Raw genomic sequence first — 23,842 nt, 5'->3', positions numbered from 1 at the left:
ATGAAGGCTTAATCAGACTGTACGGTTCGGTTTGCTTTTATCACAGGTTAAATCTGTGTTAGCATCCGCTCCCTGATTGGCTGCTACCTACACAGGTACCAACAAAAATGATCAAGCAGCGTACGCTCAAGAACATCATCCGGGCCACCGGCGTGGGTTTGCATACTGGCGACAAGGTCTACATGACCCTGCGCCCGGCCGCGCCGAATACGGGCATCGTGTTCCGCCGTACCGACCTCGAACCACCGGTGGAAATCCACGCGCGACCCGACAATGTCGGCGATACGCGCCGGTCCACCACGCTGGCCAAGGGCGACGTGCGTGTTTCCACGGTGGAACACCTGCTCTCGGCCATGGCCGGGCTGGGCATCGACAATGCCTATGTCGACCTTTCCGCACCGGAAGTGCCGGTGATGGATGGCAGCGCCGGTCCGTTCGTGTTCCTGCTGCAGTCGGCGGGCATCGAGGAACAGGCTGTCGCCAAGCGCTTCATCCGGATCAAGAAACCGATCAAGGTGCAGGAAGGCGACAAGTGGGCCAGCTTCACGCCGTTTGACGGCTTCAAGGTGGGCTTTTCGATCGACTTCAACCATCCGATCATCAGCAAGCGCACCTCGCGCGCCGAGATCGACTTCTCCACGACCTCGTTCGTGAAGGAAGTCAGCCGCGCCCGCACCTTCGGTTTCATGCGTGACATCGAGATGCTGCGCGAACACAACCTGGCGCTCGGCGCCTCGATGGACAACGCGGTGGTGCTGGACGACTACCGGGTGCTGAACGAAGACGGCCTGCGCTACGAGGACGAGTTCGTGAAGCACAAGATCCTCGATGCCATCGGCGACCTTTACCTGCTGGGCCACAGCCTGATCGGTGCCTACGACGCGCACAAATCCGGCCACGAACTCAACAACAAGCTGCTGCGCACGCTGATCGCCGACGCCTCGGCGTGGGAAGAAGTCAGCTACCAGGACGACCCGGCCACCTCGCCGATTTCCTACGCGCATCCGGCCCAGGCGATCTGACGCCACCCGGCTAACCGAAACACCCCGACGGCCCTGTCAGCCCCCTGACAGGGCCGTTTTCGCATGCGCCATGCCCGCTCGTCGGGCCGGGTCAGTTCACACTTTCGTGATCGACAAGGTGCTTGGCGGCACAAACGCGTGCTATAAAACCCCTCGGCCGCGATCGCAGACGGCCAACGGGGGGTTCCTGGCGCACAAGCCGACGAGGACGCAATGAGCGACTCGTGGCTACTCTGCCCCGGGAAAAGGGGAATCAGCGGGTTCGGCGATGGACGCCAATTCAAGGAACAGTCCCTGCAATTCGGGGTCTGTCATGGACGCGGCGGCGGCCCGAAGATGGGCGGCGGCGGCAGGCGAAAGCGGTTTTGATCGGGACGGCTCGGTAGGGGCCGGCGGTTGGGGGACCACTTTCACGGTAATCGCACTGGCGTTGGTGCCAATGGCATCGGCGGCGGCCAGGATCTGCGTCTGCATCAATCGCAGACGTGCCGCCCAGGCTGGTGAGGTTGCCAGGAAGACAAGGCGTCCGTAGCGCACATTGGCGAAACGTATTTCGTCGCGCAACGGCAAGGGCAATGTCTGACGCAATGCGCGATCGAGCGCTTCCAGCGCGCCGGCCTTTCGGGCCAGGGCCGCGAAGGAGCCGCAATCGACCAGGGCTTTCGGGCCGTGGCCGTGGCGGCGCGAAGCGGGGTTGGCGTGCTGCGTCACGGCGGGATTCGACTTGGGAAACTCATGCAAATCATACTCGTCTCACGTCATCGAAAGTTGCCACGCACGCTCGATCTTTCCCGGCGCTGGCTGCGCTGGAAGCTCTATGCGGCCGCGGGATTCGTGCTGCTTGGCTGCGTTGGCGTGGGGGCCGCGCTGGCACTGACCATCGCCAGTCCGCAGGACCGCACATTGGCGCACATCCACGAATTGCAGCAGCAGATCCAGCAACAGGATGCGCAATTGAGCGGGGTCCGCCAGGACGCCGAGCGCGGACTGGACGCGCTGGCGCTGAAACTCGGCCAGCTGCAGGCGCAATCGACCCGCCTCAATGCGCTGGGCGTGCGGCTGGCCCAGGTCGGCAAGCTCGATGACGGCGAGTTCAGTTTCGACCAGCCACCCCCGGTGGGCGGCATCGAGGAAGCCGGCGAGACAGGCTATGCGCTGCCGCCGGTGCTGGAAGCCAGCATCGACCAGCTCGCCGGACAGTTCGACAGCCAGCAGGCGCAGTTGTCCGCGCTGCAAAGCCTGTTGCTGGACGCGCGCATCGAATCAAGCCTGAAACCCACGGGCATGCCTGTGCAGGGCTATATCTCGTCGTATTTCGGCACGCGCCCCGACCCCTTCGACGGCCACATGGCGCGCCATACCGGGATTGATATCGCGGTGCCCAAGGGCACGCCCGTGCACGCCGTGGCCGCGGGCATGGTGACGTTCACCGGCGTGCGTCGCGGCTATGGCAAGGTGGTCGAGATCGACCACGGCAACGGCTACATGACGCGCTACGCGCACAACAGCACCTTGCTGGCGCATCCGGGCCAGCGCGTACGCGTGGGTCAGGTGATCTCGGATGCGGGTTCGACCGGGCGTTCGACCGGGTCGCATCTGCATTTCGAAGTGTGGCGCGGTGGTCGGGTGGTCAACCCGCTCACCTACGTGCGCAGCCATCGCTGAATAGCTCCCGCTATCCCCCTCGTGATGGCTCGGCCGAGGCCGATGGCCGTCACCATGGCGTATCGCCCTTGAATACCGGCGCTGCGACCGCCATTCCGAATCACCACATTCCCGATCGCCCTCGGGGTGTGTAGTAATATGCCCGATTGGCCTGCGCCAGTCGGCGGGCATCCCGTTTATCTACCCGGAAGATCGATGTTCAATCGTGCCTTGACGAGCCTGTTTGGTAGCCGCAACGAGCGCGTGCTGCGTCAGCTTTCCCGATCCGTCGCCCGCATCAACGCGTTGGAACCCGAGTTCGAGAAACTCAGCGACGAAGCACTGCGCGGCAAGACTGAGGAATTCAAGCAGCGCGTCGCCGGGGGCGAGTCGCTGGACAAGCTGCTGCCCGAGGCCTTCGCCGTGGTGCGCGAGGCGGCCAAGCGCGTGCTGGGCATGCGCCATTACGACGTGCAGATGATCGGCGGCATCGTGCTGCATCAGGGCAAGATCGCCGAAATGCGTACCGGTGAAGGCAAGACCCTGGTCGGTACGCTGCCGGTCTACCTCAATGCGCTCGAGGGCAAGGGCGTGCACGTGGTCACCGTCAACGATTACCTGGCGCGGCGCGACTCGGCCCAGATGGGTCAGTTGTACGGCTTCCTGGGCCTGGAGGTGGGCGTGGTGTATCCGGGCATGGATCACGCCGACAAGAATGCGGCGTACGCCGCCGACATCACCTACGGCACCAACAACGAATTCGGCTTCGACTACCTGCGCGACAACATGGCGCTCAGCAAGGAGCAGCGCTACCAGCGCAGCCTGAATTACGCGATCGTCGACGAGGTCGACTCGATCCTGATCGATGAAGCGCGCACGCCGCTGATCATCTCCGGCCCGGCCGAGGATTCCCCGCAGCTGTACATCGCGCTGAACAAGATCGTGCCGCAGATGATCCGCCAGACCGAGGAAGACGGCAGCGGCGATTACTGGGTCGACGAAAAGCAGAAGCAGGTGCACCTGTCCGAAGAGGGCATGCAGCACGCCGATGAGCTGTTGCGCGCCGCCGGTGTGATCGACCAGGACAGCGGCCTGTACGACTCCAAGAACCTGGCGGTGGTGCATCACCTCAACGCCGCGCTGCGCGCCAACGGCATCTACCAGCGCGACGTCGATTACATCGTGCGCGATGGCGAAGTGGTGATCGTGGACGAGTTCACCGGCCGCACCCTGACCGGCCGGCGCTGGTCCGACGGCCTGCACCAGGCGGTCGAGGCGAAGGAAGGTGTGCCGATCCAGCGCGAGAACCAGACCCTGGCCACGGTGACGTTCCAGAACCTGTTCCGCATGTACAAGAAGCTGGCCGGCATGACCGGCACGGCCGACACCGAGGCGTTCGAGTTCCAGAGCATCTACGGCCTGGAGGTGGTGGTGATCCCCACCCACAAGCCGATGATCCGCAAGGACAACCCGGACATGATCTTCCTGTCGCAGACACCGAAGTACAACTCGGTGATCGAGGACATCAAGGCCTGCCACAAGCGCGGCCAGCCGGTGCTGGTGGGTACCACGTCGATCGAGGTGTCCGAGCTGCTTTCCGGGTTGTTGAACAAGGCCGGCGTGGCGCACGAGGTGCTGAACGCCAAGCAGCACGAGCGCGAAGCGCAAATCGTGGCCCAGGCGGGTGCGCCGGGGCAGGTCACCATCGCCACCAACATGGCCGGCCGCGGTACCGATATCGTGCTGGGCGGCAGCCTGGAGGTGGCGCTGGCCGCGCTGCCCGAAGGCGCCAGCGAGGTCGATCGTGCCCGCGTCAAGGCCGAATGGAAGAAGCTGCACGACCAGGTCCTGGCCTCCGGCGGCCTGCACATCATCGGTACCGAGCGGCACGAATCGCGGCGTATCGACAACCAGCTGCGCGGCCGCTCCGGTCGCCAGGGCGACCCGGGCTCCTCGCGCTTCTACCTGTCGCTGGAAGACAACCTGCTGCGCATCTTTGGCGGCGAAGGCCTGGTGCGCTGGATGAAGCGCTTCGGCATGAAGGACGACGACTCGCTGGAAGATCGCATGATCAGCCGGCAGATCGAGAAGGCGCAGCGCAAGGTCGAGCAGCACAACTTCGACATCCGCAAGCACTTGCTGGAGTTCGATGACGTCGCCAACGACCAGCGCAAGGTGATCTACCGCCAGCGCGACGAATTGCTCGAAGGCGAGGAAGTGGCCGCTACCGTGGCCGACATCCGCGAGGATGTCGTGGGCAACATCGTGCGCACCCACGTGCCGCCCGAGAGCATCGACGAGCAGTGGGACGTTCCCGCGCTCAACCGTGAGCTCGAGGGCCAGTTCGGTCTGTCGCTCGACCTCGTTCACTGGGTGGAACAGCAGGCGGAAGTGGACGCGGACGCCATCCTGGCGCACGTACGCGAGGCGCTCGACACCTTGTTCGTGGCCAAGGAAGCGCAGATCGGCGCGGAAACCATGCGTCAGCTGGAAAAGCACATCATGCTGACGGTGGTCGACAACGCCTGGAAGGACCACCTGGCCAACATGGATTACCTGCGCCAGGGCATCTACCTGGTCGGCTACGCGCAGCAGGATCCGAAGCAGGCGTTCAAGAGCGAGGCGTTCAAGCTCTTCTCCGAGATGCTCAACCGGATCAAGACCGAAGTGGTGCAGATGCTGGCGCGCATCCGCATTCGCAGCGAGGAGGAGGTGGCCGCGATGGAGGCCGAGCAGCAACGTCTCGCCGAGCGCATGCAGAAGCAGATGCTCGCCAGCGGTGGCGGTGCGCCGGGCGAATCCCCGTTGCCCGCCGGCGGTGGATCCATGCGGCCGGTCACGGGCGAAAAAGTCGGGCGCAACGACCAGTGCCCGTGCGGCTCGGGCAAGAAGTACAAGCACTGCCATGGCCAGCTGTCCTGACCATGTCGGGTGATTGAAAGAGAAAGGCGGCCCGCGTGGCCGCCTTTTTTTACGCCCGGCGCGCGGTGAACATCGACGATTCCAGCGTGAAATCGAGCGTCGCCCGGATACGGTAGTAACGCTGCACTTCCATCGGCGCATCCGCCAACAGATGGCGGATGGCCGCTTCCAGTACCGGCGGCGTACGCATGCGCGCGACCCAGCTCGCGAACTCGATTTCCAGCGGCCAGGTCTGTTCGGCGGTCAACTCGAAACCTGCACGCTGCAACATCGCCTGCCATTCGGCGGGGCTGTAGTCGCGAACATGCGAGGTGTCGCGCAGCAGCTCCAGCGCCTGCAGATGCGTGTCCAGCAGCGTCGCGTGGGGCCCTTGCGGGCCCACCACGTCGATGAAGCACAGGTGCCCACCCGGCTTGAGCACCCGGGCCGCTTCGCGCAGCGCGGCGGCCGGATCACTCCAGTGATGGGCGCTGTAGCGACTGACGACGAGGTCGAACGCGTGGGCCTCGAACGGCAATTGTTCCGCGGGGCCCTGCTCGGTGCGCACCGACGACAACCCGCGTTGCGCCGCCGCGTCGCGCACCACCGCAAGCATGTCGCGCGAGAGGTCGTAGGCCACCACCTCGCCCACATGAGGCGCCATCGCAAAACTGGCGTGGCCCGCGCCACAGCCCATGTCCAGTACGCGCGCGTCGGTCGGCAGCGTCGCCGCGAGTGCCGCCAGGTGCTGCAAATCCTGCCCGCGCGCGTGTACGGCGCTTTCCAGGTAGGCCTGTGCGCGCGAACCGAATTGCCGGTCGACCTTGTCGTGATGTTCCATGGCCATCGCTCATGTTGCGGAGCGGCAAAGCTAGCACGCGATGCGAGGCGCGTGCGCCGGTCGATGCGCCGCGTTCTGGGGTGGTCGAATGGTTACAGCCGATGCCGCGCAACAGGTGGTGCGATCGACTTAGTCGCCGCCGCCGGGCGGACGCACGCGATGGGGTTCCGCGTCGACCGTGATGTACTGGAGCTCTTCCGCATCCAGTCGCAGCGCGGTGAGCTTTCCGCCCCAGACGCAGCCGGTATCGATGGCGTGGACGCCAAAGCCGGCGAAACGATCCAGCGCCGACCAGTGGCCGCAGACGATGCGCGTATCGCGCCGGCGCATGCCGGGGACTTCGAACCAGGGATACAGGCCAGGCTTCTGCGTGCCGGGTACGCCCTTGGCATCGAAATCGATGCGGCCGTTGACGTCGCAATAGCGCATGCGGGTCAGCGTATTGATGGTGGCGCGCTGGCGATCCATACCCTGCAGGCGGTTGGACCAGACGGCGGGCCGGTTGCCGAACAGGTTGCGCAGCAGTCGCGGATGGCGTGGGCTGGAAAGCTCGCGTTCCACGTCCTGCGCTGCGCGTTGTGCCTGGCGCAAGGTCCAGCTCGGCGCCAGGCCGGCGTGGATCATGGTCCAGTTGAGCTTCTCGTCGTGGTGCAGCAGCTTCTGCGAGCGCATCCACTCGAACAGCACCGGTGCGTCGTGGGCAAACAGGACTTCGCGCAATTCGGGATTCACCCGCGCCTGCGCCTCGGGCCTGCGCTGGGCGATCGCCAGCAGGCTCAGGTCGTGATTGCCCAGCGTGACCACGCTGGATTCGCGCAAGCCGTGAATCAGCCGCAATGTCTCCAGCGACTGCCCACCACGGTTGACCAGGTCGCCGCAGAACCACAGCTCGTCCTGCGCCGTATCGAAACGCAGCTTCTCCAGCAGCCGTTGCAACTCGGGGTAGCAACCCTGCACGTCGCCGATGGCGTAGGTGGCCATGTCAGAACGCGTCCATCAATGCAGCGTACGCGGAATGGACAGGGTGAAGGTGGGAATGGGCGCGTCGAACTCGGTGCCGTCGTCGGCCAGCATCTGGTAGCTGCCGCCCATCGTGCCCACCGAGGTTTCCAGCACCGCGCCGGAGGTGTATTCGAAGGCGTCGCCGGGGCGCATCCACGGTTGCTCGCCGACCACGCCGTCACCGCGCACTTCGTCGACCTTGCCGTTTGCGTCGGTGATCATCCAGTGCCGCGTGAGTAGTCGAGCGGGCACGTCGCCGGCGTTGCGCAGCGTGATGGTGTAGGCGAAAACGTAGCGGTTGTCGCCGGGTTTGGATTGATCGGGGACGAAACGTGTTTCGACCTGCACATCGATCGTGTAGGAAGATTTCTCAGTCATGTCCGGATTGTAGGGCTTGTCGCCACGCGTGGGGCACGGCGCGTGGCGCAATTGCACGTGAGGATGCGGGAACGGTCACTGGCCGCCGTAGATTTTCGCCAGCCGCACGAAATCTCCGGGCGCGAGCGTTTCGGCGCGGGCACCTGGCTCGACGCCGGCACGACGGATGGCGTCGGTATCCATCAACTGCTTGAGTGCATTGTTGAGGGTTTTGCGCCGTTGCGCGAAGGCCGCCTTGACCACGGTGTAGACGTCACCCGCATCGGCATCGTGGCGATCCTGCGGCGCCAGCGGCACCAGCCGCACCACCGCCGATTCCACCTTGGGCGGTGGCCGGAAGGCTTCGGGCGGCACGGTGAACAGCGGCTCCACGCGACAGGCCAGTTGCAGCATTACCGACAGGCGGCCGTAGACCTTGCTGCCGGGTTCGGCGGCCATCCGTTCGACCACTTCCTTCTGCAGCATGAAGTGCATGTCCGCGATCGCGCCGGAGTGCTCGACGCAATGGAACAGGATCGGGCTGGAGATGTAGTACGGCAGGTTGCCGGCGATGCGCAGCCGGTCGATGCCATGGCGCTGCGCCAGTGCGGTGAAATCGACCTTCAGGACATCGGCGTGGATGATCTGCAGCTCGCCGACGCTGGCCGCGCGCGCCTGCAGCGCCGGGATCAGGTCGGTGTCCAGTTCGATGGCGGTGAGTTTGCCGGCCGCTGCCAGCAGTGGCAGCGTCAGCGCGCCTTCGCCAGGCCCGATCTCCAGCACGAAGTCGGTGGCGCGTGGCGCCATCGCGCTGACGATGCGGTCGATGTAGCGGCTGTCGTGCAGGAAGTGCTGGCCGAAGCTTTTCTTGGGGCGCGCGTTCACTGGGTCGTTCCCCGCAGGATTGGCCTCTCGCCGGGCTCCCCGTCACCGAGGGACGAGGAGGGCTGCGTGGAGCCACGTGCCACGAGGTCCAGTGCCATGTTGGCGGCGGCGATCAGGCTGGATGGGTCGGCGCGGCCGCTACCGGCCAGGTCCAGCGCGGTGCCGTGATCGACCGAGGTGCGGATGAACGGCAGCCCGAGCGTGAGGTTGACGGTGCGGTCGAACGCCTCGCTTTTCAGTACCGGCAGCGCCTGGTCGTGGTACATCGCCAGCACGGCGTCGTAGCGGGGACGCATGGTCGGCACGAAGGCGGTATCGGCGGGGAGCGGTCCCAGCAACTGCATGCCCTCGGCGCGTAACTGGTCCAGCACGGGAATCACGGTGTCGATTTCCTCGCGCCCCATATGCCCGCCTTCGCCCGCATGCGGGTTGATGCCCAGCACGGCGATACGGGGATGCGGCAAGCCGAACTTCACGCGCAACTCGGCATGCACGATGCGCAATACGCGGGTCAGCAACGGGGCGGTGATCGCGTCCGCGACCGCGCGCAGCGGCAGATGGGTCGTTGCCAGCGCCACCCGCAGCTCGGGGCTGGCCAGCATCATCACCACATCGGCCTGCGCCCGTTCGGCGAAGAACTCGGTGTGTCCGCTGAAGGGGATACCCGCTTCGTTGATCGATGATTTCTGCAGCGGTGCGGTGACCACGGCGGCATAGCTTCCCGCCATGCAGCCGTCGGCGGCGATGGCGAGGGTGGTCAGCACATGCCCGGCGTTGCGGGGATCGGGCTGACCCGGGATTTCTTCCGTCTCCAGCGGCACGTGCCGAACGCGGAGAGTACCCGCCGCACGGTCGGCGGGGGCGCTGCCGTCGTCGTCGATCAATTCGATCGCCACGCCGCATCGTGCGGCCGCGCGTTGCAGCAGGGCGCGATCGGTGATCGCCACCAGCGTGGCGGCCAGCGGCGTGGCCGCCAACCGGATCAGCAGTTCGGGGCCGACGCCCGCGGGTTCGCCCGCGGTGAGGGCGAGCCGTGGCAGGGACATCGGCATGCTGCGGGTATTACGAGGAAGCGCTGTCGGTGTCGGCGTCGCGCAACTCGGGCACGACGACGTGCACGTAGGCATTGGAGCGGATATCGCGCAGATAGTCGTCGTAGGCCTGCTCGGCCTTGCGGTTGCCGATGGCCTGGCGGGCCTCGTTGCGCTCGAGTTCGACGGTCTGGTCGCTCTGGCGCGTGCCAAGACGCTCCAGGATGTGCCAGCCCGCTTCGCTCTGGAACGGTTGGGACACTTCACCGTCTTTCAGGCTGCCCAGCTGCGCGGCAATGGTCGCGCCCCAGGCCTTCTGCGGGAACCAGTCCATGTCGCCGCCGGCATTGGCGGTGGTGTCGTCGTCGGAATCTTCCTTCGCCAGCTTGGCGAAGTCCTCATGCTTGTTGACGATGCGGTCGTACAGATCGCGGGCTTTCTGCTCGGCCTGGGCCGGCGTCATCAGTTCGCTGGGCTTGATCAGGATCTGTCGTGCGTGGAACTCGGTGACGATCTGCTTGCTCGGCTCGCGTTGACCGATCAGCTTGAGGATGTGGAAGCCGGTGGGGCCTCGCAGTGCATTGCTGACGTCGCCGGGCTTCATGGGCGCCAGCGTTTCGGCGAATGCAGGCGGGATCTCGTCGAGCTTGCGCCAGCCCAGGTCGCCGCCATCGAGCGCATCGGGGGCATCGGAGTAGCGGATCGCCGCGGCGTTGAAATCCATCCCGCCCTTGATGGCATCGAGCGCCTGCTGCGCTTTCTGCGCGCTGGCCTGGATGGCCGCCGCGTCGGCGCCGCCGGGGATGCTGATCTGGATGTGGGCCAGATGGACTTCACCGGCCTTGTAGGTGGGGCTGCTCAGCAGGTTGTTGATCTCGCTGTCGGTGACCGTGACCGCACTCTGCACCACGCTCTGGCGCAGGCGCTGCACCATCAGCTGATCGCTCAGCTGGCTGCGGAAAGCTGCATAGCTGTCGCCGCTGCGCTCCACTTCCATGCGCAGTTGTTCCGGCGTGATCCTGTTCTGCGCTGCCACGGCGGCAACGGCCTGGTCGACGTCGGCATCGGATACGCGGATGCCCTGCTCGTGTGCCTTCGCGATCTGCAGTTTCATCAGTACCAGGCGATTCAACACCTGTTTCTGCAGAACTTGCTGCGGCGGCAGTTGTTCGGGATGGGCCGCGTACTGCTGCTGTACCGAGGCCACGGCCTGGTCCAGCTCGCTCTGCAGGACCACATCCTCGTCCACCACCGCCACGATGCGATCCAGCGGCTGGCTGGCCGGTGCAGCAGGCGCCAGCAACTGGGCATGGGCCGGGAGCGCGATCGCCAGGGCGAGCAGCAGGGAGGCGAGGAGTTGCTTCATCGATGAAAGCCCGCGTAATGCGATTATTGATAGCCGAGAATATCACGCTGCAAGAGCGAGTCGATCTGATGGCCGGATGAGCCGAGGCCCTTGAAGACGATTTCGAACATGATCGCGTTGTCGCGCTGGTTGCCGCTGCCGGCAGGGAGGCCGTAACCGCTCTGCTTCACGTAATTGCGTTCAACCAGCCGCAACGCCACGCAGCAGCTGTCGTACTGCACGCCGGCCGCGGCTTCCACCGAATGGCCATCGGGCACCGACCACGCCACCGCGCCCACCAGCCGCCAGCGGTCGGAGAGTGGGTAGACCCCCGAAACGCCATATTGTTCCAGCAGGTTGCGGCGATAGTGGTAGGACACGTTGAGGATGCCGTCGTCGCCCACGCGGCGCTGCAACTCAAACGAGCCCATTTCGGTCATCCGGGTATTCGGGCTCCATTGGTAGCTGCTGTTCAACCGCCAGCGGTCGCTCAGCTGCAGGCCGAACTGGGCCACGTAGGCCGAGTGCACCCAGTCGTTTCCGACCACACGCTGCGGCGAGAAATAGTGGATCTGCCCCAGGCTGACCGACATCCGCTCCACGCCGTTCTCGTCCAGCAGCCGGCTGGTCAGTGCAGCGGTGAGGTTGTTGGCGTCCATCTGCCGGTCGGCGCCCGAAAACTGGTTCGGCGAAAACAGCTGCCAATAGTCGAACGACATCAGCCGGGTGTCGAACACCGGCAGGTTGTTCTGGTTGCGGTAGGGCACGTACAGGTAATACAGCCGCGGTTCCAGCGTCTGGGTGTAGCTGCTGCCAAACAGCGACGTGCTGCGATCGAACGCCAGCCCGCTGTCGACGCTAACGATCGGCAGGGCACGGGTGGGCGATTGCTCGGTGAACTGCGAAACCCCGCCCGCGCCCAGAAGGGCTCCGCGTGAGCCGCCGTATTTCTGGAAGTCGCCGTCAAGCTGGTAGGCGGTATACCGGTACGCCACCTTCGGTCGTACGAACCATGCGGGTGTGCCGAAATAGGCGGCCAGGTAGGGGTACAGATCCTCGCGCTCGCCCTCGATGTAGCCGGGCTTGCGGAACGCGACGGCTTGCGTATCCATGCCGAATTCAAGCCATGGCGTCAGCGGCACATCCATCGAAAAGGTTGCGTAGGGAAGTTGCCGGTACTGCAGCGACGCGTCGGTCACGAACGGGTTTACGTTCTGATAGACGGTGGCGCCCACGGCCGCACTCCACCACTTTCCCGCTCCGCGCACGGCCACGTTGGAGCTGAGCGTGCGCACCACGGCGCCCGTGGTCGCCAGGTCTTCGCCGTAATCGTAGTAGTAGCCGCTGTCCGAGGCCCGGTTGATCGAGCTGATCAGATTCCAGCTCCCCCACAGCCTGGTGACGTTGCTGAAGTTGACCAGGTAACGTTCCGTGTCCTTGGTATCTTCCAGGCCAACCCGCTCACCGCGATCGTCCGGCACGTACTGCACGTTGAACTGGCCGCGGGTGCGCGGGAACAGATACCGGAATTCACCGCCCAGCATCGGGCCGCGCGCGGTGTAGATGCGCGGGTCCAGGGTGGCGTCGTAGTTCGGCGCCAGGTTCAGGTAATACGGCGTGCTCAGCTCGAAGCCGCCGCGGCTGCTTTTGCCGAAGACCGGGTACAGGAAGCCGCTCTTGCGCTGGTCGTTCACCGGAAAGGAAATGTACGGCAGGTACAGGAACGGCACCTTGCCCAGGCGCATGGTGGCGTTGCGCGCCACACCCACGCCGGTGGTCTTGTCGATGGCGATCGATTTGGCGCGGAATTCCCACACGTGGTGGCCCACGTCGCAGGTGGAATAGGTGGCGCGGGTATAGCGGGTGCGCTGGGCGTCGAACATCTGGCCCTGCTCGGCGACGCCGTTGCCGCGTGCGTCCAGCATCTGATAGCTCACGTCATGGGCGATGCCGTGGCTGGCGTTGGTGTTGCCCTGCATGTGGCTGGCCGACAGCAGCTGGCCGGCTTCCTGGTAGCGCACGTTGCCGCGGGCGTCGTAGTCGGTGCTGACGTTGTTGTAATCGAGGCTGTCGGCCTGCAGCTTCTGGTCGGCGCGGTCGAGTTTCACGTCGCCGGAAAGGTGGTAGACCGACTGGTCGGAGCTGTCCACGTGCTGCGCCAGCACGCTGGTGGGGCTGGTTTCGCGTAGGCTCGGGTCACGGCTCAGCGTGGGGTCGTAGAAATCGAGCATCGCGTTGGGCCGGCACATCGCGTAGCTGGGCGGCTTGGGCGGGCAATGGAAGGTGCCCAGCGGACATGCCGTATCCGTGTCTTCCGGGGTGGTGCGGCCCGGCTGCGCGGTTTCCGCCTTGGCCTGATGGCCGATCAGGGCGAGTGCGGCGGCAACGGCCAGCAGGCGTCGTGGGGGTAGCTTGCGCGTCACAATGGGATTCTGCCGACTTCGAAGGCTCGTTAAGCTAGCAGAAAGACCCCATGTACGGCAGGCGGGTACTTCCGAAACCGAGCGAGGATTCAGCATGGCCGAGCAGAAAATCACCAAGTCGGACGCCGAATGGCGGGCGCAATTGAGCCCCGAGCAATATGCCACCTGTCGCTGTTCGGCGACCGAGGCGCCGTTCAGTGGCAAATTCTATGAGCATGATGCCGCGGGCACCTATGTTTGCGCGGCTTGCCAGGCCGAGCTGTTCGGTTCGGACAGCAAGTTCCGGTCCGGCTGCGGCTGGCCCAGCTATTTCCAGCCGATCGCGCCGACGGCGGTGGCCGAGCTGGACGACGACAGTCACGGCATGCACCGCACCGAAGTCGTGTGCGCGCGCTGCGATTCGCATCTGGGCCATGTTTTCCCCGATGGCCCGCCGCCGACCGGGCTGCGCTACTGCATCAACTCGATGGCGCTGGATTTCAAGCCGGTCTGATGGCCGAAGGCCTCGGCGGTTCCCGTCACGCCATCAGCGCGCCGACATGGGCGCTGACGCTGGCGGCCAGGGCGCCGAGGTCGTAGCCGCCTTCCAGCGTGGAGACCAGCCGCCCGCCGGCATGGCGCCGGGCCAGCGCCTGCAGTTGATCGGTGATCCAGGCGTAGTCTTCCTGGCCCAGCCGGAGGTCGGCCAGCGGGTCCTGCCGGTGCGCGTCGAAACCCGCCGACACCAGCACCAGTTGTGGCTTGAATGCGTGCAGCCGTGGCAGCAGCCGGTGCGTCCACAGCTCGCGGAACTCCAGCGAGCCGGCACCGGGCGACAGCGTGCCGTTGACGATATTGCCCACCCCGCATTCGTCCTCGGCACCGCTGGAGGGATACAGCGGTGACTGATGGCTGGACAGGAACAGCACGCGCGGTTCGCGCTCGAAGATGGCCTGGGTGCCGTTGCCGTGGTGGACGTCGAAGTCGGCGATCGCCACCCGCTTCAAGCCGTGCACGGCCAACGCCTGGGCCGCGCCCACGGCCAGGTTGTTGAACAGGCAAAACCCCATCGCCTCATCGCGGGTGGCATGGTGGCCCGGCGGACGCACTGCGCAGAACGCAGCCTCGCACTGCCCGCCGATCACCGCATCGACCGCCGCCGCCACGGCACCGGCCGCGCGCAGTGCCGCCTCGACCGAGCCGGGGCCGATCCAGGTGTCTTCATCCAGGGCATGCAACTCGCTGTCGCCGGCATGGGCCAGGATGCGGTCGACGTGAGTGGCGCTGTGCACGCGCAACAACTGTTCGCGGCTGGCGCGCGGCGCCTCGATGCGGTCGAGTGCCGCGAAGCGGTCGTGATCCAGCGCCTGCAGCACGGCGCGCAGGCGGGCCGGGCGTTCGGCGTGATCGAGGCCGCCAGCGTGCTGCAGACAATCGGCGTGGGTGTAGAGCCGCATCATCCGGCGGTCTATTCCGCGGCGGGTTTGGGCTTCCGCCGGCGTTCGTGCTGCCACAGCACTTCGCCGTGACCGCTGGCGCGCGCCAGCACGCGGCAGATCACGAACAGCAGGTCGGACAGCCGGTTCAGATAGCGCTGCGGCTGCGCGCGGATGTCTTCCGCGCGTGCCAGTGCCACCACTTCGCGTTCGGCGCGGCGGCAGACCGTGCGCGCCAGGTGGCCGCAGGCGGCCGCCATGCCGCCGCCCGGCAGGATGAATTCCTTCAATGGCGGCAGCGGTTCGTTGAGGTCGTCGAGGGTCGATTCCAGCCGCGCGATATCGCTGTCCTGCACCGTGGCCATGCCGGGAATGCACAGCTCGCCGCCCAGGTCGAACAGGTCGTGCTGCACCTGGGTCAGGACCTCGCGCACTTCATCCGGCACGCCATCGGTGGCCAGCACCATGCCGATCGTGCTGTTGAGCTCGTCGACGGTGCCGTAGGCGGTGACGCGCAGCGAATCCTTGCCCACCCGCGAGCCATCGCCCAGCCCGGTGCTGCCGTCATCGCCGGTCCGGGTGTAGATCCGCGACAGCCGGTTGCCCATCGCCGATCAGCGGGACGAGTGAGCCGCGCCGCTCAGTGCGCGCGACACCTGCGTCGCCAGCACATGCAGCACGGCGCCGATGCCCACGTACAAGGCCGTGGTCTGCAGGAATGGCAGGTACCAGTCCGCCATGTTGGCCGACCACGCCGCCATGCTGCGGGGCAGCGGCACGCTGTCGCTCAGCCAGTAGAAGCTGCCGTTGGACAACAGATAGCAGACGGCCCAGCTCGCCAGAAAGGCCACCGCGGCCATGCCCAGCGTCTGCAACCGCAGGCCCACCTGGTAACGCGCCAGCAGGCTGCCGCCCATCCACAGGCTGAAGTAGGCGGGCAGCAGGGCGAGGTACGCCGGCGATACGCAGTAATGACTCCAGAAATCCAGGCCCTGGCCGGAAATCACCAGGTAATCGATCAGCACCGCTTCGGCCATCAACAGCGGGAACGCCCAGCGGCCCGCCCCGCGCAGCCAGAAGCCGGCCAGGAAGAAGATGCCCCACGACGCGTCCGGCAGCGCATCGAAGTGATGCAGGATCGAGTGGTGCATGCGGGTGGCGGCCATCACCACGGCGAGAGCCACGAAAATGCCCAGGCGCTGGGTTGATGTCTTGGGCATGCGGAGGCTCCATGTGCGGCGGTGAGAGATGCGCAGTTTAGCCCAATGTGGCCGCGACGAGAGCCGCGGGTATCATCGGCGGATGAACGCACCGCTGCCTTTCCCCCACTCGAACTCCGGCGTGCTGATCGTGGGCGGCGGCCTGGTCGGCGCCAGCCTGGCCATCGCGCTGGATGCGGCCGGCATCGTCGCCACCCTGGTGGAAACCGCCGCACCGCGCGCCGACCAGCAGCCCAGCTACGACGAGCGCAACCTGGCGCTGGCGCGCGCCACCGTCAACGGCCTGGAGGCCATCGGCGTATGGCGCCATGCCGCCGCGCGCGCCACGCCGATCCGGCATATCCATGTGAGCCGCGCGGGCGAGTTCGGCAGCGCGCGCATCGACGCGGCGCGGCATGACGTGGACGCGCTGGGCTGGACCTTGCCCGCGCGCGAACTGGGCGCCGCGCTGTTGCGGCGGCTGGACGAATGCACCCATCTCACGCGCCTTGCGCCCGCCACCTTGCAGACCCTGCAGCCGCTGGAGAATGGCTGGCGTGCCGGTATCGCCACCGCCGATGGCGTGCGTCACGTCGATGCGGCGCTGCTGGTGGGCGCTGATGGCAGCGAATCGTTCGTGCGCACGCAACTGGGCATCGATGCGGAACGGCACGACTACCAACAGACCCTGTTTGTCAGCACCGTCACACCGGAGCGCGACCACGCCGGCCGCGCCTACGAGCGCTTCGCCGATGACGGCCCGGTGGCGCTGCTGCCGCTGGCCGAGCGTCGCTGCGGATTGGTGCTTACCGTGCCTGCCGCGCAGGCCGAGGCGGTGGCGACGATGGACGACGAGCACTTCATCGCGCTGGCGCAGCAGCGTTTTGGCTGGCGGCTGGGTCGCCTGAGCCGGCCGGGCCGGCGGCATCCCTATGCCATCCACCGCATTGCCGCACAGCAGGTGATCGGCCCGCGCGCGGTACTGGTTGGCAACGCGGCGCAAACTATCCATCCGATCGGCGCGCAGGGCTTCAACCTCGGCCTGCGCGATGCGCTGACGCTGTCCGAGTTGCTGGCCAGCGCCAGCGATCCGGGCGCCGCCGACCTGCTGCGAGGCTATGCGGCGCGGCGTGCGGCGGATCGCGAAGGCACCATGGCCATGAGCCATGGCTTGGTGCAGCTTGCCTGCCTGCCGCAGCCTTTGCTGGGCCCGCTGCGCTCGCTGGCGTTGCTGGCCTGCGATCGGGTGCCGCCCTTGCAACGCGCGCTGGCGCGGCGCGGCATGGGCTTTCGCGGCGAGCCGCCGCTGGCCGTGCTGGAGCGCTTGCCATGAACCGTCCCTTGCGGGAAATGCCGCGCCGGCGCGCTGCGATGCCTGACGTGGCTGTGGTCGGTGGCGGCATGGTTGGCGCCGCCACCGCGCTGGCGCTGGCGCGCGCGGGCTTCGACACAGTGATGCTGGAAGCGCGTGCGCCGACGCCGTGGCAGTCGCAGGACGAGGTGGATCTGCGCGTGGTCGGGCTGGCGCCCTCGTCGATCGCGCTGCTGGACGATCTCGGCGTCTGGCCGTCCATTCGCGACGCGCGTGCGTCCGCCTATGCGCACATGCACGTATGGGACGCGGCCAGCGGCGCGGCGATCGATTTCGATGCGGCGGCCGAAGGTCGGCGCGAACTGGGCTTCATTGTCGAGAACAATCTGGTGCAGTGGGCGCTGTGGCAGGCGCTGGAAGCCGCCGGCGTCCGGCGGCGGTGTCCGTCGGCGGTGCACGGTTTCGAGGCGCGCGAGGATCACGTCCGGCTGCAACTGGACGACGGCGAAACGTTGTCGGCGGCGTTGCTGGTGGCGGCCGACGGCAGTTCATCACCCTTGCGCCAGCTGGCGGGCATCGGCACGCGTGGTCGTGATTACGCGCAGCGCGCGGTGGTGGCCCACGTGCATACCGAGCGTCCTCACGAAAGCACCGCATGGCAGCGTTTCCTGCCCGATGGTCCGCTGGCCTTGCTGCCGCTGGCCGATGGCCGCAGCTCGCTGGTGTGGTCGCTGCCCGAGGAGCAGGCGCAACAGGTACTGGCGCTGGACGATGCCGCCTTCCGCGACGCCTTGGGCGTGGCCAGCGATTTCCGGTTGGGCTGCGTCACCGGTACCACGCCGCGCGCCTCGTTTCCGTTGAAGTTGCAACTGGCCCAGCGCTACCAGGCCGATCGTTTCGTGCTGCTGGGCGATGCGGCGCATGCGGTGCATCCGCTGGCCGGGCAGGGCGTCAATCTGGGTCTGCGCGACGTGGCCGAACTGCGCGACACGCTGCTGGCCGCGCGTGCCGCCGGCCGGGACATCGGCGCCGCGCACGTGCTGCGCCGCTACGCCCGCCGTCGCCGCAGCGCCGACACGCTGGACGCGCTGGGTTTCGACGCGCTGGCGCGGGTCTACGCCTGGCAATCGTCGCCGCTGGTGGCCGCACGCGGCGCCGGTGTCCGCCTGCTCGATCGCCTCACGCCCTTGAAACGCCTGCTGTCGGGACACGCGGCAGGGCAATAACCACCCACCGGAGCCAACCTCATGCGCATCGTTCGATTGTGTTGCCTGCTCGTGCTTGCCGGCGCGGCGTTTTCCGCCAACGCCAAGATGGTCCATCGTGCCGTGGACTGGACTTTGGACGGCACCAAATTCCACAGCGTGCTGATCTACGACGACGCCACCACGGCGAAACGCCCGGGCCTGGTGATGGTGCCGAACTGGTACGGCGTCAACGATGGCGCGGTGAAAAAGGCCGAGGCGATCGCCGGCAGCGACTACGTGATCCTGCTCACCGACATGTACGGTGAAAAGGTGCGGCCCACCTCCTTCACCGAGGCGCAGGCCGCGGTGAAGCCGCTGTACACCAACCGTGCGTTGATGCGCCAGCGCATCGGCCACGCGCTCGATCAGTTGAAGGCACAAGCCGGCACGGCGCCGCTCGACGTCGCCCGCCTGGGCGCGATCGGTTTCTGTTTCGGCGGTAGCGCGGTGCTGGACCTGGCCCGCAGCGGCGCCGACGTGGGGGCGGTGGTGTCGTTCCACGGCGGGCTGGAAACCGACAACCCGGCGCTGGCGAAAAACATCAAGGCGCGCGTGCTGGTGCTGAACGGTGCCGACGACAAGGGCACCATGCCGGCCGCCGATGCGTTCATGGATGAGATGCGCCAGAGCCCGGCCGACTGGCAGTTCGTGGTGATCGGCCACGCGGTGCACTGCTTCACCGAGGTGGGCGAGAACTCGCCCGGTTGCCGCTATGACGAGCCCATCGCCAAGCGCAGCTATCGCCTGATGCATGACTGGCTGCACGAGACGTTTGCGGGCAAGCCGTAAGGTGAATTCGGTCGCGGTGCCTTTCTGACGAGATGGACGAAGGGCATCGCGGCTGAAGCTGAAGCCGCTCCTGCAAGCCTCGGACTCAGAAGGTGCGCTGCACCGAATAGTCGGCGAGGGTGGCCAGCGCGTCGCGATAGTCGGAAGCGGGCAGGGCGGCCAAGGCATCGCGGGCTGCCTGCGCATGGGCGAGCGCACGCTCGCGGGTGCGCTCCAGCGCGCCGGAGTCGCGGATCGAGGCGATGATGCGGTCCAGCGAATCCAGGCCGCCGTGCTCGATCGCATGACGCAGCGACTGCGCCTGATCGGGGCTGGCTTTTTCCAGCGCGTAGATCACCGGCAGCGTGGGCTTGCCCTCGGCCAGGTCGTCGCCGATGTTCTTGCCCAGCGCTTCGGGGCTGGAGACGTAGTCGAGCAGGTCGTCGGCGATCTGGAACGCGTAGCCCAGCTCCATGCCGTAGCGGCGCAGCGCGTCCACCTGCACTTGCGGCAGTCCGCCCAGGATGCCGCCCAGCTCGGTGGCGGCGGCAAACAGCACCGCGGTCTTGCGCTCGATCACCGCCAGGTACGCCGCCTCGCTGACGTCGGCGTTGCCGATGTTGAGCAACTGCAGCACCTCGCCCTCGGCGATGGTGTTGGTGGTGTCGGCCAGGATGCGCATGATGCGCATGTCGTCCAGCTCCACCATCAACTGGAACGAGCGCGAATACAGGAAATCGCCCACCAGCACGCTGGCCGCGTTGCCCCACAGCGCGTTGGCCGTCTTGCGGCCGCGGCGCAGGTCCGATTCGTCCACCACGTCGTCGTGCAGCAAGGTGGAGGTGTGGATGAACTCGATCACCGCCGCCAGCTTCACGTGCTGATCGCCGGTGTAACCGGCCGCGCCGGCAGCCAGCGTGTGCAGCATCGGGCGCAGGCGCTTGCCGCCGCCGGCAATGATGTGGTCGGCGATCTGGTTGATCAGCACCACGTCGGAGGAAAGGCGGTGGCGGATCAGCGCATCGACGCGTTGCATGTCGGTGGCGGCAAGATCGCGCACCCGGGCAAAGTCGGCGGGGCGGCTGGCGTCGGCTGGCATCGAGGTCATGGGGAAATTCAAGGAGGCTATCGGTTCGATTATAGGGCCGGGCGGCCACCCGCATGGTCTGATCAGCGCACACCATGCGCGGCCGCGACATGTCGCCACAAACCGCGGCGTCGGCCGCGACTCTATAATGCCGCCCATGCCTTCCCCGAAATCGGTACCCCGGTGAGCAAACTCTCCCGCCTGGAACGGCGCAGCGCCCTGACCCTGGCCTGCGTGATCAGCCTGCGCCTGTTCGGCCTGTTTTTGATCATGCCGGTGTTTTCGCTGTACGCGAAGACGATGCCGGGAGCCACCGGCTTCATGATCGGGCTGGCGCTGGGTGTGTATGGATTGGGGCAGGTGCTGCTGCAGATTCCGCTGGGCTTGTTGTCCGACCGGATCGGGCGCAAGCCGGCGATCACCCTGGGGCTGCTGCTGTTCGCGCTGGGCGGTTTGATCGCGGCGATGTCGCATACGCTGACCGGCATCGTGATCGGTCGCGCGGTGCAGGGCATGGGCGCGGTGGCCGGTGCCGGCATCGCGCTGGCGGCTGACCTCACGGTCGAGGAAAACCGCGGCAAGGTGATGGGCATCATCGGCGTGTCGATCGGGTTGGCGTTCCTGCTGGCGCTGATCCTGGGGCCGCCGCTGGAAGCCATCGACGGCCTGCCGGGCCTGTTTGCGGCCACCTCGATCCTGGCGCTGATCTCGCTGGCGCTGCTGTGGCTGATCGTGCCCACGCCGGAACGGGCGCAGGCGCCGGCCGCAGCCGGTTTCGGCCATGTGCTGGTGATGCTGCGCGACAGCCGCATGATGGTGCTGAACGGTTCGGTGTTCTTCCTGCACGCACTGCTGACCGCCAGTTTTGTGGGCCTGCCGCTGTTGCTGGCGAACACCTTGAACCTGCCGGTGAACCGGCACTGGGAGCTGTACCTGCCGGTGATGGTGGTGGCGGCGCTGGTGATGGGCGGTAGCCTGCGCCACATGCGCGAGATCGGCCAAAGCCTGCGCATCGTGATGGTGTGCGTGGTGGCGATCGGCTTGGCGTTGCTGGGTTTCGCGCTGTCGGGCAACCACCTGATCGCGTTCGGCGTGGCCGCCACGGTGTTTTTCTCCGCGTTCAACCTGCTGGAGGCCGCGCTGCCCAGCCTGGTTTCGCGGTTGGCGCCGGCGCATTTGCGTGGTGCGGCCATGGGCGCGTATTCCACCAGCCAGTTCATCGGCGCGTTTGTCGGCGGTACCTTCGGCGGCATCGCGCTGGGCCGGTTGGGGCCGAGCGGCATTTTCATCTGCGCCGCCGCCATGACCTTGCTGTGGCTACCGCTGGTGGTGGCCGGCGCGCGCCGGATCGGTGCTGACATCAGGGCGACCGCCGCGGCCGAAGTGCCCGCGATCTAGCAGGTTGGGGGGGGGGGCCGGGAATCCCTGTGGGAGCGGCTTCAGCCGCGATGCTCCTGTCCCTGGGCTTGAAGCAAGGGCATCGCGGCTGAAGCCGCTCCCACATGCCGGAGGTTCGGCGCCCACGAAAGGTGCCGGCAAGGGCTGGCGGCAAGCGGGCCATCGAGCACTACTTGAGCGGCCCGCGCGCAGTTATGATGGCCAGCCTGCTACATCACTCCGGCCGTAATCATCCTTATATATACGGCTGGCTCACCGAGGACATCCCATGGCACGCGGCATCAACAAAGTCATTCTGGTCGGCAATCTCGGCGCGGATCCGGAAATGCGCCACACCGGCGGCGGCACCGCGGTCACTACCCTGAACATCGCCACGTCGGAAAGCTGGACCGACAAGCAGAGCGGCGAGAAAGTCGAGAAGACCGAGTGGCACCGGGTGAAGATGTTCGGCCGTCTGGCCGAGATCGCCGGCGATTACCTGAAGAAAGGCCGCCAGGTCTACATCGAAGGTTCGCTGCGCACCGACAAGTACACCGGCAAGGACGGCGTCGAGCGCTACAGCACCGACATCATCGCCAGCGAGATGCAGATGCTGGGCGGCAATGAGGGCGGCGGTAGCGGCGGGCCGCGCTCGCAGGGCGGCGGGCAGCGCCAGAGTGGCGGCAATTACGGTGGCCAGTCACGCGGCAACGACGACCAGGGCGCGTCGCGCTCTTCACCGCCACCGGCCGACAACGGCTTCGCGGATGATGAAATTCCGTTCTGATTTCTACCGTCAGTTAAATTGTCGCGTATGACCAAAAGGCCATGATTTTCATGGCCTTTTTCTTTACGGCAAGCAGGGGCTGGTCAACGGAGCGGGGGGTGTCTTCCTACCAGGTACCGTATGTACTTTGCTCCATGAAGCGAACCACTTCTTTGAAATTCAGCTCGTAGTGTTGGATGGTGGCGCCTGTCGATGCTGGTCGATGAACATTGCCGAGCCACGCCCACCAAACACGGTAGCGGATGCGCCGCCGCCGGAACCGGAACCGGAACCGGCATTGGCCTCGGCTAGGCTTGCCAGATGGCTCCGTCAACGTCCCGCCCCCGCCGAACCCGGCCTCGCCCTGCCCGTTTTGCATCAGGATCAGAACGGTCATTGCCGCCGCGACTAGAATGTAGAAGACACTGAAAATCACGAAAATGATGTCTTGGAACCTATGGCGTCTGTTGCGCCGCGGCGCAAATTTCAAGGAAGTCGATTGCAGTCAGTGCCGCGCCGCCAACCAATCCGCCATCTATGTCGGCTTGCGCAAGTAATTTTGCAACGTTGGATGTGGTGACGCTGCCGCCATAAAGCAGCCGGGTCCGACGGGCAATTGAAATATCTTCCTTTTCGAGTTTGCTACGAATGAACGCGTGAACGTCTTGCGCCTGCTGCGGTGTCGCCGTCTCACCGGACCCTATCGCCCAGACCGGTTCGTATCCGATCAACGCTGTGTCGAAGCTCGCGATGCCGTTGAGTTTCAATACCGCATCCAGTTGCTGGCCAATAATCGCCTCTGTTTCGCCACTGTCTCGCTGTTGCCTTGTTTCACCGACACAAAGGATGGGCGTGAGCCCTGCCGCCCGCGCTGCAGCGAATTTTCGTGCGACGCATTCGTTGCTTTCGCCGTGGTATTTGCGGCGCTCCGAGTGGCCCACCAATACGTAGTTCGCACCGACATCCACCAGCATCGCGGCGCTTACGTCGCCCGTGAAAGCGCCCTGACCTTCGCGCTCGCTGAGATCCTGCGCACCGAACTGCAGCCCCGAGCCGAAGAGTTGCGCGCGCAGGCCAGCGATGTAGGGAAGCGGGGGAAACACGGCGATATCGATTTCGGCCGGCATATTGGCGGCAATGGCGCCGGCGAGGTCCGAAGCCATGGAGCGACTGCCGTACATCTTCCAGTTTCCGGCCACAATTTTTCTGCGCATGGTGTG

General features: G+C 66.1%; 22 protein-coding genes and 1 pseudogene. 9 read left to right on the top strand and 14 right to left on the bottom strand.

Annotated elements, in window-relative coordinates:
• Positions 1-107: 107 nt before the first annotated feature.
• The gene (gene lpxC / locus ASD68_RS09790) at positions 108-1,022 is read left to right on the top strand and encodes a UDP-3-O-acyl-N-acetylglucosamine deacetylase (protein WP_056082347.1); all 915 of its coding nucleotides are present in this window, start codon (positions 108-110) and stop codon (positions 1,020-1,022) included.
• A 228-nt stretch (positions 1,023-1,250) separates the two neighbouring features.
• Here the strand turns inward: lpxC and ASD68_RS09785 are convergent, their stop codons facing one another.
• Positions 1,251-1,733 (bottom strand): DUF721 domain-containing protein, encoded by a 483-nt coding sequence (locus tag ASD68_RS09785; protein WP_056082344.1) that lies wholly within the window; start codon positions 1,731-1,733, stop codon positions 1,251-1,253.
• Between the two features lie 24 nt (positions 1,734-1,757).
• Between ASD68_RS09785 and ASD68_RS09780 the strand changes: the two genes are divergently transcribed.
• Both ASD68_RS09780 and secA read left to right on the top strand, forming a co-directional pair.
• Entirely contained in the window at positions 1,758-2,687 is a 930-nt protein-coding gene (locus ASD68_RS09780; RefSeq protein WP_056082341.1) for a M23 family metallopeptidase, read from the top strand.
• Positions 2,688-2,882: 195 nt separating this feature from the next.
• On the top strand, positions 2,883-5,588 hold the full coding sequence (secA, locus tag ASD68_RS09775; RefSeq protein WP_056606180.1) for a preprotein translocase subunit SecA: 2,706 nt from the start codon (positions 2,883-2,885) through the stop codon (positions 5,586-5,588).
• 49 nt (positions 5,589-5,637) lie between these two features.
• Here secA and ASD68_RS09770 read toward each other — a convergent pair whose 3' ends face one another.
• The 7 genes from ASD68_RS09770 to lptD all read right to left on the bottom strand — a co-directional run bounded on the left by ASD68_RS09770 (position 5,638) and on the right by lptD (position 13,451).
• Positions 5,638-6,408: a class I SAM-dependent methyltransferase gene (locus ASD68_RS09770; RefSeq protein ID WP_056607463.1), complete on the bottom strand. Its 771-nt coding sequence runs from the start codon at positions 6,406-6,408 to the stop codon at positions 5,638-5,640.
• Positions 6,409-6,537: 129 nt separating this feature from the next.
• The gene (locus ASD68_RS09765) at positions 6,538-7,389 is read right to left on the bottom strand and encodes a symmetrical bis(5'-nucleosyl)-tetraphosphatase (protein ID WP_056082335.1); all 852 of its coding nucleotides are present in this window, start codon (positions 7,387-7,389) and stop codon (positions 6,538-6,540) included.
• Between the two features lie 15 nt (positions 7,390-7,404).
• On the bottom strand, positions 7,405-7,788 hold the full coding sequence (apaG, locus tag ASD68_RS09760; protein WP_056607461.1) for a Co2+/Mg2+ efflux protein ApaG: 384 nt from the start codon (positions 7,786-7,788) through the stop codon (positions 7,405-7,407).
• Positions 7,789-7,863: 75 nt separating this feature from the next.
• Positions 7,864-8,652 (bottom strand): 16S rRNA (adenine(1518)-N(6)/adenine(1519)-N(6))-dimethyltransferase RsmA, encoded by a 789-nt coding sequence (gene rsmA, locus ASD68_RS09755; protein ID WP_056606177.1) that lies wholly within the window; start codon positions 8,650-8,652, stop codon positions 7,864-7,866.
• Positions 8,649-9,698, bottom strand: a complete 1,050-nt coding sequence (gene pdxA / locus ASD68_RS09750; RefSeq protein WP_056607459.1) for a 4-hydroxythreonine-4-phosphate dehydrogenase PdxA — start codon at positions 9,696-9,698, stop codon at positions 8,649-8,651. The genes rsmA and pdxA overlap by 4 nt, the downstream gene beginning before the upstream one ends.
• A 16-nt stretch (positions 9,699-9,714) precedes the next feature.
• Entirely contained in the window at positions 9,715-11,049 is a 1,335-nt protein-coding gene (locus tag ASD68_RS09745; protein ID WP_056606174.1) for a peptidylprolyl isomerase, read from the bottom strand.
• 23 nt (positions 11,050-11,072) lie between these two features.
• Positions 11,073-13,451: an LPS assembly protein LptD gene (gene lptD, locus ASD68_RS09740; RefSeq protein ID WP_056606171.1), complete on the bottom strand. Its 2,379-nt coding sequence runs from the start codon at positions 13,449-13,451 to the stop codon at positions 11,073-11,075.
• A gap of 94 nt (positions 13,452-13,545) precedes the next feature.
• On the opposite strand from lptD, the gene msrB reads away from it, so the two are divergent.
• Complete coding sequence (gene msrB / locus ASD68_RS09735) at positions 13,546-13,944, top strand: peptide-methionine (R)-S-oxide reductase MsrB (RefSeq protein WP_056606168.1); 399 nt, start codon at positions 13,546-13,548, stop codon at positions 13,942-13,944.
• A gap of 25 nt (positions 13,945-13,969) precedes the next feature.
• Here the strand turns inward: msrB and ASD68_RS09730 are convergent, their stop codons facing one another.
• Genes ASD68_RS09730 through ASD68_RS09720 form a run of 3 tightly spaced genes read right to left on the bottom strand, consistent with a single transcriptional unit; the run spans position 13,970 to position 16,086 of the window.
• Positions 13,970-14,890, bottom strand: a complete 921-nt coding sequence (locus ASD68_RS09730; RefSeq protein WP_056606165.1) for a histone deacetylase family protein — start codon at positions 14,888-14,890, stop codon at positions 13,970-13,972.
• A gap of 8 nt (positions 14,891-14,898) precedes the next feature.
• Positions 14,899-15,474, bottom strand: a complete 576-nt coding sequence (locus tag ASD68_RS09725) for a cob(I)yrinic acid a,c-diamide adenosyltransferase (protein WP_056606162.1) — start codon at positions 15,472-15,474, stop codon at positions 14,899-14,901.
• Positions 15,475-15,480: 6 nt separating this feature from the next.
• A complete protein-coding gene (locus ASD68_RS09720; RefSeq protein ID WP_056606160.1) occupies positions 15,481-16,086 on the bottom strand; it encodes a hypothetical protein in 606 nt (201 codons plus the stop codon).
• 82 nt (positions 16,087-16,168) lie between these two features.
• On the opposite strand from ASD68_RS09720, the gene ubiH reads away from it, so the two are divergent.
• Genes ubiH through ASD68_RS09705 form a run of 3 tightly spaced genes read left to right on the top strand, consistent with a single transcriptional unit; the run spans position 16,169 to position 19,413 of the window.
• The gene (gene ubiH / locus ASD68_RS09715; protein WP_056606157.1) at positions 16,169-17,398 is read left to right on the top strand and encodes a 2-octaprenyl-6-methoxyphenyl hydroxylase; all 1,230 of its coding nucleotides are present in this window, start codon (positions 16,169-16,171) and stop codon (positions 17,396-17,398) included.
• Positions 17,395-18,603: a UbiH/UbiF/VisC/COQ6 family ubiquinone biosynthesis hydroxylase gene (locus ASD68_RS09710; protein ID WP_056606154.1), complete on the top strand. Its 1,209-nt coding sequence runs from the start codon at positions 17,395-17,397 to the stop codon at positions 18,601-18,603. The genes ubiH and ASD68_RS09710 overlap by 4 nt, the downstream gene beginning before the upstream one ends.
• Positions 18,604-18,624: 21 nt before the next feature.
• A complete protein-coding gene (locus tag ASD68_RS09705) occupies positions 18,625-19,413 on the top strand; it encodes a dienelactone hydrolase family protein (RefSeq protein WP_056606153.1) in 789 nt (262 codons plus the stop codon).
• An 85-nt stretch (positions 19,414-19,498) separates the two neighbouring features.
• Here ASD68_RS09705 and ASD68_RS09700 read toward each other — a convergent pair whose 3' ends face one another.
• Positions 19,499-20,500 carry a polyprenyl synthetase family protein gene (locus ASD68_RS09700; RefSeq protein ID WP_056606150.1) on the bottom strand — a complete coding sequence of 334 codons (1,002 nt, stop codon included), beginning with the start codon at positions 20,498-20,500 and terminating at the stop codon, positions 19,499-19,501.
• A gap of 162 nt (positions 20,501-20,662) precedes the next feature.
• Here ASD68_RS09700 and ASD68_RS09695 point away from each other — a divergent pair, with 162 nt between their 5' ends.
• Both ASD68_RS09695 and ssb read left to right on the top strand, forming a co-directional pair.
• Positions 20,663-21,877: an MFS transporter gene (locus ASD68_RS09695; RefSeq protein WP_056606145.1), complete on the top strand. Its 1,215-nt coding sequence runs from the start codon at positions 20,663-20,665 to the stop codon at positions 21,875-21,877.
• 268 nt (positions 21,878-22,145) lie between these two features.
• Positions 22,146-22,643 (top strand): single-stranded DNA-binding protein, encoded by a 498-nt coding sequence (gene ssb, locus ASD68_RS09690; protein WP_056082294.1) that lies wholly within the window; start codon positions 22,146-22,148, stop codon positions 22,641-22,643.
• 307 nt (positions 22,644-22,950) lie between these two features.
• On the opposite strand, the pseudogene ASD68_RS17285 reads toward ssb, so the two are convergent.
• Together ASD68_RS17285 and tpiA are read right to left on the bottom strand one after the other, a co-directional pair.
• Positions 22,951-23,064 (bottom strand): annotated as a pseudogene (locus ASD68_RS17285) (preprotein translocase subunit SecG); the annotation flags it as partial.
• A gap of 13 nt (positions 23,065-23,077) precedes the next feature.
• A complete protein-coding gene (tpiA, locus tag ASD68_RS09680; RefSeq protein ID WP_056084101.1) occupies positions 23,078-23,836 on the bottom strand; it encodes a triose-phosphate isomerase in 759 nt (252 codons plus the stop codon).
• Between the last annotated feature and the right edge of the window lie 6 nt (positions 23,837-23,842).

The sequence above is a fragment of the Rhodanobacter sp. Root627 genome (assembly GCF_001427835.1).
GTDB classification, from domain to species: Bacteria; Pseudomonadota; Gammaproteobacteria; order Xanthomonadales; family Rhodanobacteraceae; genus Rhodanobacter; species Rhodanobacter ginsenosidimutans.
This window is presented reverse-complemented; position numbering and strand designations above follow the sequence as displayed.